Consider the following 16950-nt stretch of genomic DNA (forward strand, 5'->3'; position numbering starts at 1 on the left):
ACTTCCAAAATTATAATTTTAAAAGAAACGACTTTTTATTCCTTTTCGTGCATCACCAGAACCGGAATAGAAACTTCTTTCGTAATTTTTTTCGACAAGCTCGATTCAAAAATGCTTTCAAAAAAAGATCTTTTGTGAGTTATAGTCGTCAGAATATCAATGTCTTTATAAAGAATAAAGTCAAGTATTGTTTCTTTGACATCATCGCTTGGCAATACCAAGAATTCCACGTTTTCACTAGCAAATTCTTGCTCCCATTCTTTGACTGTCATATCAGAAACATCCGAATTTGAGGTTTTTACATACAAGCTTCTAACTTTTGCATCTGTTTTCTTGGCAATTTTCAATATTCTGCGAAGCATATCTTTGTCTTTCTCACGATAACGGGTTGTAAACCCTATGGTTTTGACCTTTTTATATTTTGCATCAATAGGAACACACAATACAGGAACTTTGACTTCCGAAATCACCGAATTGGTATTAGATCCGGTGAAGAACTTAGTCCAATCAGATACTCCCGTCGTTCCCATTATTACAAAATCAATTTCATCTTCCTCAACTGCATTTTTCAAATTATAAATCAAATCACCGTCCATCAATCGATGTTTGATTACAATATCATCGAGCTTTCGCTCTGCGGCTATAGCCCTCAATTTTGGAATTTCATCTTTAAACATCTCAAATTTAGCCAATTCTATAGAACTGTAAATCGAGGCATAATTTTCTGGAAAAAACTGACTGTCATACACTGGAATCTCAAAAGTATGCAACAAGACAAGTTCGGCTTTAACAATTTTAGCGAATTCTAATGCATGAACAAACGCATTTGTAGCGACTTCAGAAAAATCTGTGGGAAATAATATCTTTTTCATTTTGTTAAGGATTAGTGTATTGTTCTCTCAAATTTAATCATTCTAAAAACAAAACAACCTGATAATTATCAGTATTTTAACACATAATTATTTCTTAAAAGAACAAGTTTAAACACGAACAAACTCCAATTTTCAGCTTAATGTCAGATATGCAGTTTTGCTTCATTTTTTATACCTTTGCATCATGATAAATCAAGATTCTATAGTTGCATTAGCTACTCCATCTGGAGCTGGAGCTATTGCTATCATTCGTATTTCGGGCGCTGAAGCTATTTCAATAGGAAATTCTGTTTTTAAATCCATTAAAAATAAAGACTTAACAAAGCAAAAGACGCATACTTTGCATTTAGGCCATATTGTGGATAATGAAAAAACGCTTGATGAAGTTTTGGTTTCTGTTTTTAAAGGGCCAAATTCCTATACCGGCGAAGACACAATCGAAATTTCTTGCCATGGATCAACTTATATTCAGCGACAGATTATTCAATTATTATTGCGAAAAGGCTGTAGAATGGCTGATGCAGGAGAATTTACACTTCGTGCTTTTTTAAACGGAAAACTCGATTTATCACAAGCCGAAGCTGTTGCCGATTTGATTTCATCTGACAACGAAGCTTCACACCAAATTGCAATGCAACAAATGCGTGGCGGATTCAGTAATGAAATTGCCAAACTTCGCGAAGAACTTTTAAATTTTGCTTCCTTAATTGAATTAGAATTGGATTTTGCCGAAGAAGATGTAGAATTTGCTGATCGTACCCAATTTCACGAATTATTAAACCGAATTGAATTTGTCTTAAAACGCTTAATTGATTCATTTGCTGTTGGAAATGTAATAAAAAACGGAATTCCGGTTGCGATTGTAGGTGAACCAAATGTTGGAAAATCGACTTTATTGAATGCTTTGTTGAATGAAGAACGTGCCATTGTTTCTGATATTGCCGGAACAACTCGCGATACAATTGAAGATGAATTGGTTATTGGAGGTGTTGGTTTCAGATTTATTGATACAGCTGGAATTCGCGAAACTAAAGATGTCGTAGAAAGCATTGGAATCAAAAAAACCTTTGAAAAAATAGATCAGGCGCAAGTAGTAATTTATTTGTTTGACGGATTGAAATTCAAAACTTCAAGCTCTGAATTTGTTTCGGAAATTGAACAAATAAAAAATAAATATCCTTTAAAACCACTTTTAATTGTCGTTAATAAAAAAGACATTTTATCTGAAGATGAAGTTTCAAACATTACGAATCAGCTTGAAAATTTAAATGCAAAACTTTTACTTATTTCTGCCAAAGAAAAAATTGGTGTTGATGAATTAAAAAATGAATTGCTTTCATTTGTCAATACTGGCGCTTTAAGAAACAACGAAACGATTGTTACAAATACAAGACATTATGATTCTTTACTTAAAGCTTTAGATGAAATACAAAAAGTGAAATTCGGACTTGAAACTAATCTTTCAAGCGACTTAATGGCATTAGATATTCGCGAAGCTTTGTACCAATTCGGACTTATTACGGGTCAGGTTACAAATGATGAATTGTTGGGGAATATTTTTGCTAATTTCTGCATCGGGAAATAGAAAAACAAAAACGAGTTAGTTTGTATAACTCGTTTTGCTTTTGTGCTTGTTTGTGTTGAATTCAAAACTAAAACTTAACACGAAATTCCCAATAAAAACTATCCTGTTCATTGTTTAATAGCAAATAAATGCTATTTAATGCCTGAAAGCTTTTCTTCCAATATTTTTATTTTATTTTCTAAATTGACTATATACTCTTTTTGAGGTAATAATGCTTCATCAATTTCTTCTGTAGTGTATCGAGGTGTGATGTGCTGAGGGCAATTCCAGTCATATGCCTGAATTTCAAAAATCATCATTCGCTCAGGACGAAATTTATAATCTGCAGGTTTTAATAAATCGTACAATTTTTGATTCTCTTCTAATTCTACAATTTTTGCTTTAGCATAGAGTTTTAATCTAGCCCTATGCGGATAGGAAATCATTATAATCGCAACATTATTATTTGTTGCGATATTCCCGGTAGATATGTACTGTTTATTACCTACAAAATCGACAATTCCAATGGTTTTATTATCGATGACTTTTACAAAACCTTTAGGGCCGCCACGATGCTGAATATAAGGATATAAATTCTCCCCAAAACTCGCCATATAAAAGCTATCCCTATCTTCAATAAAATAAATTTCATTATCAGTAAGTCCATCAACAACCGATGTTTTTTCCATCCGATCATAACCATTTCTACTGCCTTTTTTTCTTGAAGGGCTTTAATAGCATCGGTAAAAGCTAATTCTGCATAATTCATATCGACTATTTAATTGTTTAAATTTAAGGATAAAACTCCACAATTACAGCGAATTATACAATACAATATTAGAAAAGTAAATTTTACAAAACGCATTTAGTATCACTTCTTTTTTATAGCTCCAAGATCTGTCTAATCATTTGATTGGTAAATCCCCATTCATTATCATACCAAGCCATAACTTTTACCAAATCACCCTCAACGACCCTGGTCATTTCCAAATCTACTGTTGCCGCAAAAGGGCTTTTTATTATATCTGTTGATACTAGGGGTTCGTCCGTCACGGCAACTACTTTTTCATAACGCGGAGTCAAAGCTTCTTCTGTCAAAATTGCATTAATTTCTTCTACTGATGTATTTCTACTTGTTACAAAAGTAATATCAGATATAGATCCAACGGGAACAGGAACTCTCACAGCTACTCCATCAAATTTCCCAGCATACTCAGGCAATGCTTTGGTCGTTGCAATAGCCGCCTCCAGTAGCCGCAGGAGCAAGATTTATGCCTGCGGTGCGTCCCATTCTCGGTTCTCTTTTTGAAGGAGCATCCATTAAAGTCTGTGAAGCAGTATAGGCATGAGTAGTATTTAAAATAGCTTTTTTAATACCAATTCTACGTCCTAAAATCTCTATAAGCGGACTGATATTATTTGTTGTACAACTTGCGCAGGAGAATATTGAAACTTTTCCTTCCTTAGTATTTACACCGTGTACTATTGTAGGCGTATCTTTAGTTGGTCCAGATATCACAACAAATTTAGCTCCGGCAATAAGATGCTTTTCTGCATCTGCTTTATTGGTAAATAAACCTGTACTTTCTATCGCTACATCTACCCATAATTCTTTCCATGGTAATTCTGAAGGATCCTTTTTACTGGTATATTTTATTCTGTGATTATCGATTAAGATATAATCTCCTTCAAAAGTCACTTTTTTATCATACTTGCCGTAGATACTATCGTACTTTAAAAGATAAACCGCATTTTCTATACTCATTAAATCATTTATCCCAACCAATTCCAAATCAGGTGTATCTAATATTACTTTTAAAGAAGATCTACCAATTCTGCCAAAACCATTAATTGCAATTTTTTTCATTTTTTTCTACTGTTTTAATTATTTAACTAAAAAATAAAGCGTAATTATCTCTTTAACTATAACCGAAGTTCTTTGTTTTACTTGAGGTGTGAACGAAGCATCCAAGCCATCTTCTCATGTGTTTCCAAAAGCCCGGTGATATAATCACTTGTTCCTAAATCGCTCCAAACAGAGGCAAAATTTTTAATATTCTCACGAAGCAGAATAAGAATACTTTCATGATCAGATAGCAATTCACTTATATATCCCAAACTATCATTTTTCTCTCTGGACTGCTCTGATAACTGTGTAAGTGCTAGATATTCTCTCAAAGAAGCTGGAGCATAATGCCCTAAAGTTCTTATTCTTTCTGCAACACTATCAATAATTTCATCTAGCTCTTTATACTGATGTTCAAAAAACAGATGCATGTTGTGAAAATCTTTTCCTTCAACATTCCAATGTGCTTTTTTTGTTTTAGTATAAAGTACAAACTCATCTGCAAGAATTTTGCACATAGCGTTGGCAACTCCCGCAAGGTTTTCTTCCTTAATTCCAATTTTTGGCTCCATAATTATTTTTTTAATTAGATATAGTCAAAATAATCTAGCCGTTGTAGTGCTCTCTTAACGCTTTCAAACCATCTTCGTAAATCCCCTGAAAAAGAGAAGACACTTCCTGATCTGAAACATTGACTGGAGTAAACTCACCAAACCATTCTACTAGGGAACCATTACCGTCATCACTTTTTTTAACTCTTAAAGTTGAATAGTAATCTTTTACCGGAAATGGCGCTTGCAAAATATGATAACTATAACTGCGTTCTTTTTCATCAAAAGCCATTAGACGTTCAATAATAACACTCCCATCTGGATTAGCCAAATGACGAACTCTTCCTTCTTCCTGTAGTTCAGATTGAGGAATGTAGGGCGCCCATTTAGGAAGAGCGTTAAAACCTCCTATTAATTGCCAAACTTTGTCTGCCTCAACTGGAATTTCAATATATGCAGTGCTTTTGCCATAATAATTATTATTTAAAAAATTAATTATTTATTATCTATAGGTAGCGGAGCTGTCGGATCGACTAAACCCTGACTTCTCAATTTTTTCCAAAAATCATCAGGAACTACTTCATTTAATGCCTCATTGTCTTCTGCAATACGTCCCGGTCTGCTTGCACCAGGAATAGCAGTCGCCACGGCGGGGTTAGCAAGAGAAAACTGCAAACCAGCGACCTTCATGCTCACGCCAAATTCATCAGCATTTTTTTTGATTTTTGCTACTTTATCCAGAATTTCCGGAGAAGCTGGAGCATATTCAAAAGTTAAGCCTCCAACCAAAACACCTGAACTATATGGGCCACCAACAACAATTCCCAAACCTTGTTTTAAAACTTCTGGCATAACACGCCGCAATGCTTTACTATGGTCCAGAAGCGTATAACGACCTGCCAGCAGAAAACCATCAGGGCGAGCTCCTTCTAAGCTCAATATAATTTCAATAGGTTCAACGCGATTCACGCCAAGTCCCCACCCTTTAATGACACCTTCATCACGTAGGCGATCCAGCACTTTAAAGGCTCCTTTTCGGGCGCTTTCAAATTTATCCAGCCATTCGTCTCCATAAAAATCCTGTGCGACATCATGAACCCAAACAATATCCAGATGATCAGTCTTAAGTCTTTTTAAACTCCCTTCAATTGAACGCAGCGTACCATCTTCAGTATAATCATTTACGATTTTATTAGGACGTCCATATTTAAACAGGTCGCCCTTTTCGCCTAAATCTCTGGCGCTTACATCCTCTAGCTCGTCTAGAATCACACGGCCTACTTTCGTACTTAAAACATACTCTTCTCGAGGATACTGTGAAAGTACTTCTCCCAAACGGATTTCTGCCAGACCGGCGCCATAGAACGGAGCATTATCAAAATATCGGATTCCTGCATTCCATGCCGCTTCTACAGTTGCAGATACTTCATCATCAGGAACATTGCGAAACATATTGCCCAGTGGAGCTGACCCGAAGCCTAGCTTTCCTGGAAGTAAATTTTTAATTGACATACTTATATAATTTTATTATTACTATTTTATCGTCAAGTAAATAGAAACACCAAACTCTGCCATTCTATCATAATAATAAAAAGCCAATGTTCTACTTGTAAAGTTCGTCAAAAATTAAATCTCAATTTATTTAGAAAACATCTTTTTTGTTATAATTACCTAATATTTAACCTTTTAACAACAAACAATCAAATAAAATAGACTTTAAGCAATTATGTATAAGAAGAAATCACTAAACACAAAATTCAATTCTGCTTTTAATCTAAAAGACCTTTCTTCTTTAATATTTGAAATTAAAGCCTATAAAAACAATATTTCCTTCGTCTGAGTTGAAATACGCGACCTGAAGACTCAACGAACTCAATCCTCCAATCCAAATGCCACCTCCTTGAGAAGTGTGCCATTTTTGTGAAGGATCATCTTTAACCCAGACACGGCCAACATCAAATCCTCCGTAAATACCAAAATCAAGTGGCAATACGCCTGTTTTAAAACTTGCAATTTTTAATTTAAGATTTGAACTGTCATATAAGCTGTTCTTGCCACTGAAACGCTCATTTCGGTATCCTCTTAGTCCGTGATTTCCTCCCAAAGAAGAAGCGTGATAGAAATAATAATTATCGCCAAAAATCATGCGGCCTTCAACAAGAGTCTGAAACACTAGTCTGCCGGATTTATTGAGTTTATCTTCCAAGCCGACTTTGGCCACGGCGTATCCAAAATTATTATCCTGATTGTCTGTATTAAACTTCCAGCCTGCCTTAGTTTCTGCATACAAACCTTGAGTAGAAAAATCCTCCGCATCTCGATTTTTATAAAGCAATGATGCCTCTGCACCAAGATAATTCTGATGTTCAAAAACAGCCGGATCCATATTGGAAGCATTGAAATATCGGTCATCCATTTCTTCTACTTCATACCCCTCATACAATGCCTTAACTTTAAGCTTGCGATATTGAAGTCCCAAATTTAAGTTTGTCTGTCTGGTTCGGGCACGATTATAATCTTTGCCAAGCGTATCATCATTATTTACCGTTTCATTACCAAATCCAAAGAAGTTATTGGAGAATCTCGCTCCCGAAAAGTAAGCTTCAGCCAACAAATTGACATGTGGAAAAATATTGATAAAAGTACCACTATAACCTGCTTCAGCTGACTGATATGTAAAATAATAATTAGCGAAAAACTCATGCAACTGTTTGCGTGGATTTCCATTAAAACCATTATATGTATAGCGATCTTTTAAACCCAGAAATACGCCATCATCTGTAGCAAAACCGACTGTAGGAAGCAAAATATTACTGCTTGGAAGGAAATATCTGAAATGCAGATTATTAGTTTCGTACAATGATGAAAACCGCTTTTTGCAAGGCTTCTCCGCATCAATTATATTCTGTTCATAATTGTAATCATAAATTCGGGTTTTATTGTTGTTATGTAACGAATATCGATCTGTTCCATATCCGCCAATCATTCGTACCAATATTTCATCATCTCCTTCTCCTTCGGTAATAAAAACATCATCACCGTTTAGTCCGTAAATCCAGATTTCACAGGATTGATTGGAATTAAAGCTTGCAGAATAAAACGGTACTGTACTCTTTTCTTCAGTGAAGATTTCTACAATGGTACGTCCTTGTGGCTGTCTTTTGATATGAAATATATCTTTATTGTCTGTTCCATAGATAATAACTTTTTTATTGATTTGCTCCGCATAAGTCTCAGCAATTTTATCGATATTTTTGAGTCTGTTTTTAAATTTAATTTTGATATTTTCCAAAGACTGATCCTGCATTTCTGGAGGTAATTTTAAAAATGCATTGTCTATTACAGCATCACTAATGCTTTTTTGAATGGATAATGCTTCCTCTTTCCAGATTTTTGCATCGTACTGCGAAACAAAAATTTTATCGAGATTATAGGCTTCCGAATTGAACCATTTTACACTCTCCAAATCATCATCATACGTTTGCCAGAAACGGGTTTCAGGAACTGCGTGTTTTATTACAGTAAGAGCCACTCCGTCAAATTTTGAAAATGCGGCATCACGGTCGCGTGGTATTGGTACATAAATACCTGACTTATTTCCGGTTTCATGCAAGGCCCATCGCCATTGATCTTCATGACGATCCCAATCCCCGAGAAGCATGTCAAAAATTCGCGAACGAATATACTGGCGTTTATCAATACTATATTTCTCATTAGTGCGGAGTTTTTCCAATACTTCGGTGGTACCAGCAAAGTCAGTTATTGGTCCTTTAGTGTCCAATGATGAATGCTGATATCCTTTAAAATCTTTCTGCCCTTTAGAAGGTCGTTCTTCAATAAAATATAAACCGTCTCCATATTGGTCATTTAAATCTCCAAATTTTGACTGTTTGGGAAAATAATATAATTTGGTATCCGAATGATTTATCGAAGCGACCTCGGCAATATCACTAACTGCAAGCTGTGCATAAGGATGTGAAGTAGTAAAAAAATCAGATACCATTTCTTCGGCAGAAGTATTATCATAAGCATTTTGATCGAAAGCGATTCCTTTTAATTTAAATCTCAAAAATTTAAGGGCATCTTTTCGTAAAGATCGCATAACATATTGGCGTCCTTCTTTGTTTTCTAATCGCAAAGATTGTGATTGATGACCTCCACCTTCTTTTAGAATATTCACTCCTCCGTACAAAGTATCCAGTAAAGCTGTTTTTGCTGTAATCTGGGCCGAGTAATATTTTCTATAATGTTCTCCCCACAGCAATCTGTAAAATCCAGATTTTGAAGTTTCTTCTTCTGTCACTATCTGTGCTTTTGTAACAGCTGGAAAATCAAATTCAGTTTTAGTTGTAACCGTCTTTTTCTCAATAACCGGTAAAACTTTATTTACCTGATGACGATAGAGTAGTTTGTCATTTCCGAAGCTATGGAACTCAACATCAGACGAGCCGTCTTCATAATAATTAAGCTTGGCATAGCCATTTTCGCTCGAACTGTAAATTCCTTCATAACTCAATTTCCCTCCTGGAGCAGTTATGATTTCCTTTGATAATTTTGATGCTTCGCTTTTAGAAAGCGAGCCACTGATAATCTGATGAATATCTCCGCCTTCTAAATACTGCAATCCTGCTTCGTGTCCTGATACAATTGTAATATTGTTTGATAATTTTGCCAAGGCCGTTACAAAACTAGCCAGCTCTCTATATCTATAATAACTAAGATCCTTTGGACTGCTCGCCACCTAGTTTTCTGACAGCCTTATCGCCAAAACCTATTATCGGTAAAGGATGTAAATAATCATTGAAACTGTATTTTCCTCCATGTTTTCCGTTACTAAAAATAGGATGATGCATGGCGATGATCACATTTTTAAACGCAAGATCCCGAATCATACTTTCCAGTTCTTCCAAAAAACGTCTTCTGGTTTTTATATCGGGTGAATTTTCATTAATATATTTCACATCATCCCAATCAGAAATATACCATTGCGAGTCTATAAATATAATTTCAAGATCTTTATTGACAGAAATACTGCTTAACGGACTGCCATTTTTAGGTTGTCGCTGAAAAGATTTATTACCTGTATTTTTTAAAATCTCTTGAGTAAAGTTCGCTTTTCGGCTATCATTATATTTCCATTCAAAATCCCCTGGAATGAAATAAGTTTTTCCTTTAAAAGATCCGACAGTTGTTATTTGCTGTTCTATTGTCTTTTTATCAAAAAGACTGTCTTTCTTTTGTTCTGAAATATTATCTCCCAAAAATAAAAGAGTTGAATTTTCAGGAGCTTCTTTGAGTATATTTCTGAACTGCCGCAGATAAATACTGTCTTCTACCAATCCATAACCTCCCGTCAGATAAATGGATTGACTCAGTTTTTTATTGACTTCTTGGGAACTTACATCTCTTGATTGGCTCTTGAATGTTGCACAAGTCGCAAAAAGCAATCCTGCAACCAGATTTAAAATAAATATTTTTTTCATGATATGCTGTTTTAATGAAAAAGATAAACTGCCTAATCCAGATTTATCTGAAAAAACAGTTTTAAGCTTACCCAATAAGCAATGCCTATACCACTTATACAAATCCATACAAATCAACAATTTACATTTGTAATCTTTTGTTTTTTACTATATTTCGCTAATCTGTTTTCCTCAATTAGTGATATTTAAAACAATTACCGATCATTTCAGATGTTTGCGACGAAATTAAATATGCGGTCAAGTTTGATAACAGAAGTACCTGTAGGCAGTACTTTTGGTGCTTTTGCTAATTTTTCAGCAAGAAGCGATGTCGGCATAGGGCTATATTTTTCCAACAGACCGATTGAATTGAACAACTTCAGCGTGCTCACTATAATTTTCTCGCCTAAGCGGTTTGAACCATCTCTCAGAAGTATTCCAGGTTTGAAAACAATATACTGCTCAAAATTCATTTCCGAAATGCTTTCTTCTATTTCCCCCTTCATAACGGAGTAAAAAATACTACTCTCAACAGAAGCATCAAAAGAGGATAGCAATACAAAAGAAAAAATACCATTTTCTCTGGCTAATCTGGCAAACGTCACAGGAATATCATAATCAATTTTCCATTGATTTTTCTTTGAACCCGCATCTTTCAAGGTTGTCCCTAAACAGGAAAAAATTACATCTCCCACTATTAGTTTATTGCGGCTTTCAATACTTGAGAAATCTATAATATGTTCTGCGAGTTTGTCATGCTGTTTTCCACTTGGCCTTCGAACAAAAATGGTCACTTTCGAATAATCTTTATCTGCTAAAAGTTCATCAACCAGAAATCCTCCTGTTGAACCCGTTGCTCCTATAACAACTGCTTTCATTCTCTTTTGAATTTATTTGCGTTACATTCAATACAAAACACCTCAATTTTTAGATCCGCTTCTCAAGAACAATTATGCCTCTATTTAACTTCTTTCGAATTTTGATTTTCTAAGAAAAAATGTGCAACAGTATCATCATAAAAGGAATTATAAGAAGTATTAAAAGCAAATGAATAATATCTTTATCGGATTGTTTCATAACTATTCTCCTGATGATTCATTTAGACCAAAATTAGCTCAACAATAAGGACAAAATAATGGGAATAAATTCCTTTTAATTATAATTTTTAAAGAAGCCGTAATATTCAGTGAAAAAATTCGATAGTTGGAGTTACTACTGTACTTATATTTTTTATCCGTTTTGGATGATTCTATCAAATAGTGATCGCAACTCCGAATTCTGCCAGTTTCCATTGAATTTCTCACCATTTACGAAAAAAGTGGGAGTTCCTGCGACGCCACTACGAACACCTCCGTACATATCCGCTTCGACTTTAGAGGTGCTATCATCTTTAATCTCTTTAAAATCTTCAAGAAATTTTTCAATATTCAAGCCTAGATTTTCGCCCATTTCTAATATATTTTCAAGTTCCAGCTCTTCATCAGTTTCATACATTAAATCGTGTAGTTGCCAATATTTGCCTTGTCTAGTCATGCACTTCGCCTGCTGTGGTCGCGAGTCTGGCAAAACGATGAATATTGACTAGAGGAAAATTTCTGAATATAAATTTCAGTTGTTCTCCATAATCAAGCTGTAATTTTTTAATAATGTGATAGGCTTGTCGGCAATAAGGACATTGATAGTCTCCATACTCAACAAGCTCTATAAGAGCATTCTCATTACCTTGAATGTGATCTCTTTTGCCTATAGGTGAAATTAAAGACATAGGATTTTTTTAAATTATACATTCAATTTTTATCCAACTCTTCAAGTGCATTCAAAATACCGTCTGCACCAGGATTGACTCCTATTGGAGACTTATAGTTCCAGCGGATGATTCCTTGTTCATCCAATACGTAAAGCGACCTTTGGCATTCTCCCAAATTTTTATCATAAACATCATAAAGTTTAGAAACAGCTCCTTTTGGTTCAAAATCAGATAGCAATGGAAAATGAAAATTTCTGTCCTTGCTGTACGCCAAATGACACCATTTTCCATCAACCGAAATGCCTAAAAGCTCGGCATTATGTTCTTTAAAATATTTGAGTGTTTCGTTATACAAAGCCATTTGATCACCGCATACAGGACTCCAGTCAGCGGGATAAAATGCAAGAATCACTTTTTTGCCTCTAAGCTCACTTAAACTGATATTTTGATCAGGAGTGACAGGCAATGAAAATTCAGGGGCCAATGTTCCAATACTTAACATGATAAATAGCTTTTTTTGTTGCTCTTCTTCAGCGTAATTATTTAAAAATTTAATGTTTCTAATTTAATTGCTTTAAAAACAACTATCGATACATGAAACCGGCATTTACTTATAAAAATTAAATATCATAAATCTTCAAAAAAGCCTTTATTTCCGAATTTCAGATTAATTTCAATAATTAAAAAAATCAAATTTGAACAGACAAAAAATCTAGCGTTTTCTCAACATGCTCTTCACCGTTGAATAGTTTTCTGAATTTATAAATAAGGATTCCAGATTGATTGAATATAAAAGTTTCTCGTCCTCTGAAAAATATTCCATTTTTAACACCAAACAACATACTTACTATATTGCCAGTATCACTTAAAATCTTAAATGGAAGATTATTCTTTTCGGCAAATTTTTTATTGCTCTCAACGCTGGCTGAATTAATACCAATTATCTGAACGCCTACCAGAGAAAAAGTTGTAAAAGTTTCACTAAAAGCACATGCTTGTGCTTTGGATGTGCTTCCACCGTTGACAGGATAAAAATAAATTACGCTAATTTTTCCAAGTGTTTTTTCATTGCTTTTCCAAAGTGCGCCGTTCTGATCTTTTAAAGTGAACAGCGGAATTCGGTCCCCAATTTTCAAACCTTCAAATTTTTTCTGGTTTAATTTCATAGCTTTTATCTTATTTTTAAACCATGTAAAAATCTTTAGAATAAATATCAATTCCATTCACATAGGATAATTTTTAGATAAAATTTCATTTTTCAATGATTTAAATAAAAAAGAAAAAACAGCTTTAAATCAATACTATTTCCAGTAGTTTTAGTCTTTAACATCTATCTCTGAACCATAAAACTAAAAAGTCGCTACCGCAACCTTTTTATCTCTTCAATAAAAAAATATAACAATTAAGGCGCTTTCTGAAGATCAAATTTTTGACGAATCTGTAGCCAGAATACTTGTCCGTGGATAAAACGGTTTGGCGTGAAAGTAGATGAATATTGATTGGACCAAATAAACGAAACGTTTAGTTTTTTACTAAAATAAAAAGTGGGACTTATAAGGAATCTATTTTGATCAAATTGATTGTGTATAATGTTCTTTCCTGCATTAATCATAATTTCATCTCCGATACCCAGAGACATTTTGAAGTCTGGATTCTTTTTGGAAAATTTAAATAACGGAATATCAAACATAATCATATATCTAAAACGCCAGTTAAACCAATTAAAAGAACCTGTTTGATCTGCTGTCAAAGGTTCAAAAAATCTTTCTTCTACCCTTAATCGCTGATAAACTCCAATATTCCAAAACTTATTTTGTATCGACATTTCCTGATAAGGCCGATGTTCAATACGGCTGAGTCTGTCATTATCATAAAAATAACCAAAATGAGCAAATCCAGCATGCACAGATACATTGTCACTTAGTTTATATTCGTACCCAGCTCTGATATAATATACATTGCCTGTTATGTAATTATCCATCCAACGATAACCCGAATCTACCAAAATCAAAGACTTATTGCCCGTTTTTAATTGGGCAGAATATTCCAGCCATTGCTGATTCTGTTTAATCACTTGCTTTTCCTGAGCTTCTGTAAACCCGACAACAAATAAAAAGAGAGCAAAACAATCTTTACTCTTGTTTGCAAAACGATAGTAAATGACTGTGCTCTCATAATTTATTTTATCAGAAATTCAAAAAGATATGCTTATTCCTCTAAAAATCAAATGATTTAAATAATTGACAAACACTTAGGAATCTTAAATTAAAAATCCTGTATTGTTGGTCTAATTACAATTTCATTTATATCCACATCATCTGGCTGTTCTATAGCAAAGGTGATGGCTCTTGCAACAGAAGTCGCCGGAATCGCTAATTTGTAAAACTCATTCACACCAACAGAACTTTCCTGATGCCTTGTGCTATTTTTCAATTCAGAATCGATAGCTCCAGGCTCTATAGTTGTCACACGAATAATGCTTCCGACTTCATGTCGTAAACCTTCACTTATTGCTCTGACTGCGTATTTTGTTCCGCTATAAACTGTACCTCCAGGACTAAAAACTTTAATCCCCGCAACTGATCCTAAATTAATAATATGCCCCGATTTCTGTTTTTGAAAAATGGGCAACGCTACCGCAATACCATAAAGTACACCTTTAATATTGATATCAATCATATTATCCCACTCATCTGTTCTTACATCAAACATTGGTGCAATAGGCATTATTCCTGCATTATTGATAATAACATCTATTCTTCCGTAAGTGCTTATTCCTTTATGAACGAGAGCATGAACATCTTCTTTTTTAGTGACATCTGTGGCCCAATAAACTGCTTCGCCTCCAGCCGACTTAATATCGCTTACAATGCGTTCCAGATGTTCTGTACGTCTAGCACCTAAAACAACTTTAGCGCCTTTTTCTGCAAGATGCCTTGCAGTAGCTTCTCCTAAACCGCTACTTGCTCCTGTTATTACGACTACTTTGTTTTTAATATTTTTATCCATTTTAATGTTTTTAAATTATAAAATCATTTCCAAGACAACTTATATATTACTCTTGTGATTAAAGATCATTTCTTATCGGATTCTCTTTGAAGATCAAATTTGGTCAGAACTATTTGAAGTGCTCCAGTACTGTAATAAACCTCAACCAATAACAAAATCAGTGAAATAGAAAATGTTAATACGGCCAAAGCAAATGCATATTCGCCATAAATAGGCTGTCCAATATAAATCAAATAAATAGAAGCCACTGTAAACAAATAACCGGCAACACTCCACTCCTGCATGTTTTTAATTAGAGTCAGCCTTTTCTTCAAATTTTTAATTTGATCGTACAGATAATGATCTGTTTCATTTTTTCCTGCTGGATAATCAATTCCCGTACTAAGGAGCCTACCGCTAAAAAACGGTTGGTATAAACCAACATCAGCAGGCTAAAGGCCGGAAAAAGTATGGCTGGGGTATTGATAGAGATTTCCATGATAAGATTTTTTTGATGATCACTAATTAGTATTTGTTGATATATACCGTTTTCACGTTAACAAATTCTTGAATTCCTTCATATGAAAGCTCACGACCGTAACCCGAAGATTTGACTCCACCAAAAGGAAGTCTTGGATCGCTTTTGACTCTTTCATTTATAAATACCGAACCATCATCAAACTTAGAAATTAAGCTTCTGGCTCTTTGAAGATCTTCGGTAAAGATAGAAGCTCCGAGTCCGTAGATGCTGTCATTGGCCAGTTCAACTGCCTGCTCTTCAGTATCGAAAATGGTGATTCCAATTACAGGACCGAAAGTTTCATCTGTGAAAACAGACATTTGCGGAGTTACATCTCCTAATACCGTCGGTTCTAAATAGGCTACGTTTCTTTTACCGCCTGTCAATATTTTTGCACCTTGCTTAACCGAATTCTGAACCAATTCTTCAAGTTCCTGTGCAAGATCTTCTCTAGCCATTGTACCGATGTAAGTGTCTTTTTCCATTGGATCACCACTTTTAAGTGCCTTGACCGCAGTTACAAATTTTTGAGTAAATTCCGCCGCAATAGCGCTGTGCACAAGAAGGCGTTTTCCCGCGATACAGCTTTGTCCTGTATTTTGAAAACGAGAAAAAATGCATGTTTTTATGGTGTTTTCGATATCAGCATCTTCCAAAACCACTAAAGCATTACTACCTCCCAATTCCATTACACTTCTTTTAATTTCAGATCCGGCAATAGTCGCTACTGCACTTCCTGCACCATTGCTACCAGTCAGGGCAACTGCTTTGACTTTTTTATTCCTTAAGATTTTTTCTACTTCACCGCTTCTTACTGCCAAATTGGTAAAACATCCTTCGGGAAAACCAGCTCGCCAAAATATTTTTTGGATATTCTCAGCACACTCTATTACATTACTGGCATGTTTTAAAATTCCGACATTTCCTGCCATAAGAAGCGGGACTGCAAACCTAAAAACTTGCCATAAAGGATAATTCCAAGGCATTACCGCTAATACTACTCCCAAAGGTTCATGGGTTACGTAACTATCAAAGGCCTCAGTAACGATCTTTCGGTCAGCCAGCTGTTTTTCTGCATTTTCTGCATAATATTCACAAAGCCATGCACACTTTTCTATCTCATCGAGTGATAGCGTGATGGGTTTGCCCATTTCTTTGGTAATTGTTTCAGCATATTCCTGTTTATTCTTTCTGAGTTCTTTGGCGGCGTCCAGCATTAATCTGCTTCTTTCCTTAAACGAAACTTCTCTCCAGGAAAGGAATGTTGTATCTGCCTTATCGATAGCTTTTTCGACCTGTGCTGAACTCAGCTCCTCAATTTCAAATACTTCTTTTTGAGTATATGGATTTACTGACTTTATCATAATACATAATTATTGGTTAAACAATAAATTCTACGT

At 34.8% G+C, this 16950-nt stretch carries 18 protein-coding genes and 1 pseudogene; 1 reads left to right on the forward strand and 18 read right to left on the reverse strand.

What is annotated here, in order from left to right:
- Positions 1-35 precede the first annotated feature (35 nt).
- Complete coding sequence (locus tag ACQ9BO_RS17170) at positions 36-872, reverse strand: universal stress protein (protein ID WP_431241705.1); 837 nt, start codon at positions 870-872, stop codon at positions 36-38.
- 184 nt (positions 873-1056) lie between these two features.
- Between ACQ9BO_RS17170 and mnmE the strand changes: the two genes are divergently transcribed.
- Positions 1057-2457, forward strand: a complete 1401-nt coding sequence (gene mnmE, locus ACQ9BO_RS17175; protein WP_431241706.1) for a tRNA uridine-5-carboxymethylaminomethyl(34) synthesis GTPase MnmE — start codon at positions 1057-1059, stop codon at positions 2455-2457.
- Positions 2458-2588: 131 nt separating this feature from the next.
- Here the strand turns inward: mnmE and ACQ9BO_RS17180 are convergent, their stop codons facing one another.
- The 17 genes and pseudogenes from ACQ9BO_RS17180 to ACQ9BO_RS17260 form a co-directional block, all read right to left on the reverse strand.
- On the reverse strand, positions 2589-3125 hold the full coding sequence (locus ACQ9BO_RS17180; protein ID WP_431241707.1) for a pyridoxamine 5'-phosphate oxidase family protein: 537 nt from the start codon (positions 3123-3125) through the stop codon (positions 2589-2591).
- Positions 3126-3318: 193 nt separating this feature from the next.
- Positions 3319-3657: a hypothetical protein gene (locus ACQ9BO_RS17185; RefSeq protein ID WP_431241708.1), complete on the reverse strand. Its 339-nt coding sequence runs from the start codon at positions 3655-3657 to the stop codon at positions 3319-3321.
- Complete coding sequence (locus tag ACQ9BO_RS17190) at positions 3650-4303, reverse strand: glyceraldehyde 3-phosphate dehydrogenase NAD-binding domain-containing protein (protein ID WP_431241709.1); 654 nt, start codon at positions 4301-4303, stop codon at positions 3650-3652. The genes ACQ9BO_RS17185 and ACQ9BO_RS17190 overlap by 8 nt, the downstream gene beginning before the upstream one ends.
- A 77-nt stretch (positions 4304-4380) precedes the next feature.
- Positions 4381-4854, reverse strand: a complete 474-nt coding sequence (locus ACQ9BO_RS17195) for a Dps family protein (RefSeq protein WP_431241710.1) — start codon at positions 4852-4854, stop codon at positions 4381-4383.
- Positions 4855-4888: 34 nt separating this feature from the next.
- The gene (locus ACQ9BO_RS17200) at positions 4889-5332 is read right to left on the reverse strand and encodes an SRPBCC family protein (protein ID WP_431245141.1); all 444 of its coding nucleotides are present in this window, start codon (positions 5330-5332) and stop codon (positions 4889-4891) included.
- Positions 5329-6345 (reverse strand): aldo/keto reductase, encoded by a 1017-nt coding sequence (locus ACQ9BO_RS17205; protein WP_431241711.1) that lies wholly within the window; start codon positions 6343-6345, stop codon positions 5329-5331. The genes ACQ9BO_RS17200 and ACQ9BO_RS17205 overlap by 4 nt, the downstream gene beginning before the upstream one ends.
- 280 nt (positions 6346-6625) lie before the next feature.
- Positions 6626-9574 carry a hypothetical protein gene (locus tag ACQ9BO_RS17210; RefSeq protein ID WP_431241712.1) on the reverse strand — a complete coding sequence of 983 codons (2949 nt, stop codon included), beginning with the start codon at positions 9572-9574 and terminating at the stop codon, positions 6626-6628.
- Complete coding sequence (locus tag ACQ9BO_RS17215; protein WP_431241713.1) at positions 9549-10316, reverse strand: metallophosphoesterase; 768 nt, start codon at positions 10314-10316, stop codon at positions 9549-9551. The genes ACQ9BO_RS17210 and ACQ9BO_RS17215 overlap by 26 nt, the downstream gene beginning before the upstream one ends.
- 206 nt (positions 10317-10522) lie before the next feature.
- Positions 10523-11173 (reverse strand): NAD(P)H-binding protein, encoded by a 651-nt coding sequence (locus ACQ9BO_RS17220; protein ID WP_431241714.1) that lies wholly within the window; start codon positions 11171-11173, stop codon positions 10523-10525.
- Positions 11174-11525: 352 nt separating this feature from the next.
- A complete protein-coding gene (locus ACQ9BO_RS17225) occupies positions 11526-11828 on the reverse strand; it encodes a DsbA family protein (protein ID WP_431241715.1) in 303 nt (100 codons plus the stop codon).
- A complete protein-coding gene (locus ACQ9BO_RS17230; protein WP_431241716.1) occupies positions 11821-12060 on the reverse strand; it encodes a DsbA family protein in 240 nt (79 codons plus the stop codon). Before ACQ9BO_RS17230 ends, ACQ9BO_RS17225 begins: the two co-directional genes overlap by 8 nt.
- A 22-nt stretch (positions 12061-12082) precedes the next feature.
- A complete protein-coding gene (locus ACQ9BO_RS17235; protein WP_431241717.1) occupies positions 12083-12544 on the reverse strand; it encodes a redoxin domain-containing protein in 462 nt (153 codons plus the stop codon).
- 187 nt (positions 12545-12731) lie between these two features.
- Positions 12732-13208 (reverse strand): peroxiredoxin, encoded by a 477-nt coding sequence (locus ACQ9BO_RS17240; RefSeq protein WP_431241718.1) that lies wholly within the window; start codon positions 13206-13208, stop codon positions 12732-12734.
- A 236-nt stretch (positions 13209-13444) separates the two neighbouring features.
- Positions 13445-14116 carry a DUF2490 domain-containing protein gene (locus ACQ9BO_RS17245; protein ID WP_431241719.1) on the reverse strand — a complete coding sequence of 224 codons (672 nt, stop codon included), beginning with the start codon at positions 14114-14116 and terminating at the stop codon, positions 13445-13447.
- Positions 14117-14307: 191 nt separating this feature from the next.
- On the reverse strand, positions 14308-15051 hold the full coding sequence (locus ACQ9BO_RS17250) for an SDR family oxidoreductase (RefSeq protein ID WP_431241720.1): 744 nt from the start codon (positions 15049-15051) through the stop codon (positions 14308-14310).
- A 65-nt stretch (positions 15052-15116) separates the two neighbouring features.
- Positions 15117-15529 (reverse strand): annotated as a pseudogene (locus ACQ9BO_RS17255) (DUF2721 domain-containing protein).
- A 26-nt stretch (positions 15530-15555) separates the two neighbouring features.
- A complete protein-coding gene (locus ACQ9BO_RS17260; protein ID WP_431241721.1) occupies positions 15556-16914 on the reverse strand; it encodes an NAD-dependent succinate-semialdehyde dehydrogenase in 1359 nt (452 codons plus the stop codon).
- Between the last annotated feature and the right edge of the window lie 36 nt (positions 16915-16950).

Source organism: Flavobacterium sp. P21, assembly GCF_050632225.1.
Lineage (GTDB): Bacteria > Bacteroidota > Bacteroidia > Flavobacteriales > Flavobacteriaceae > Flavobacterium.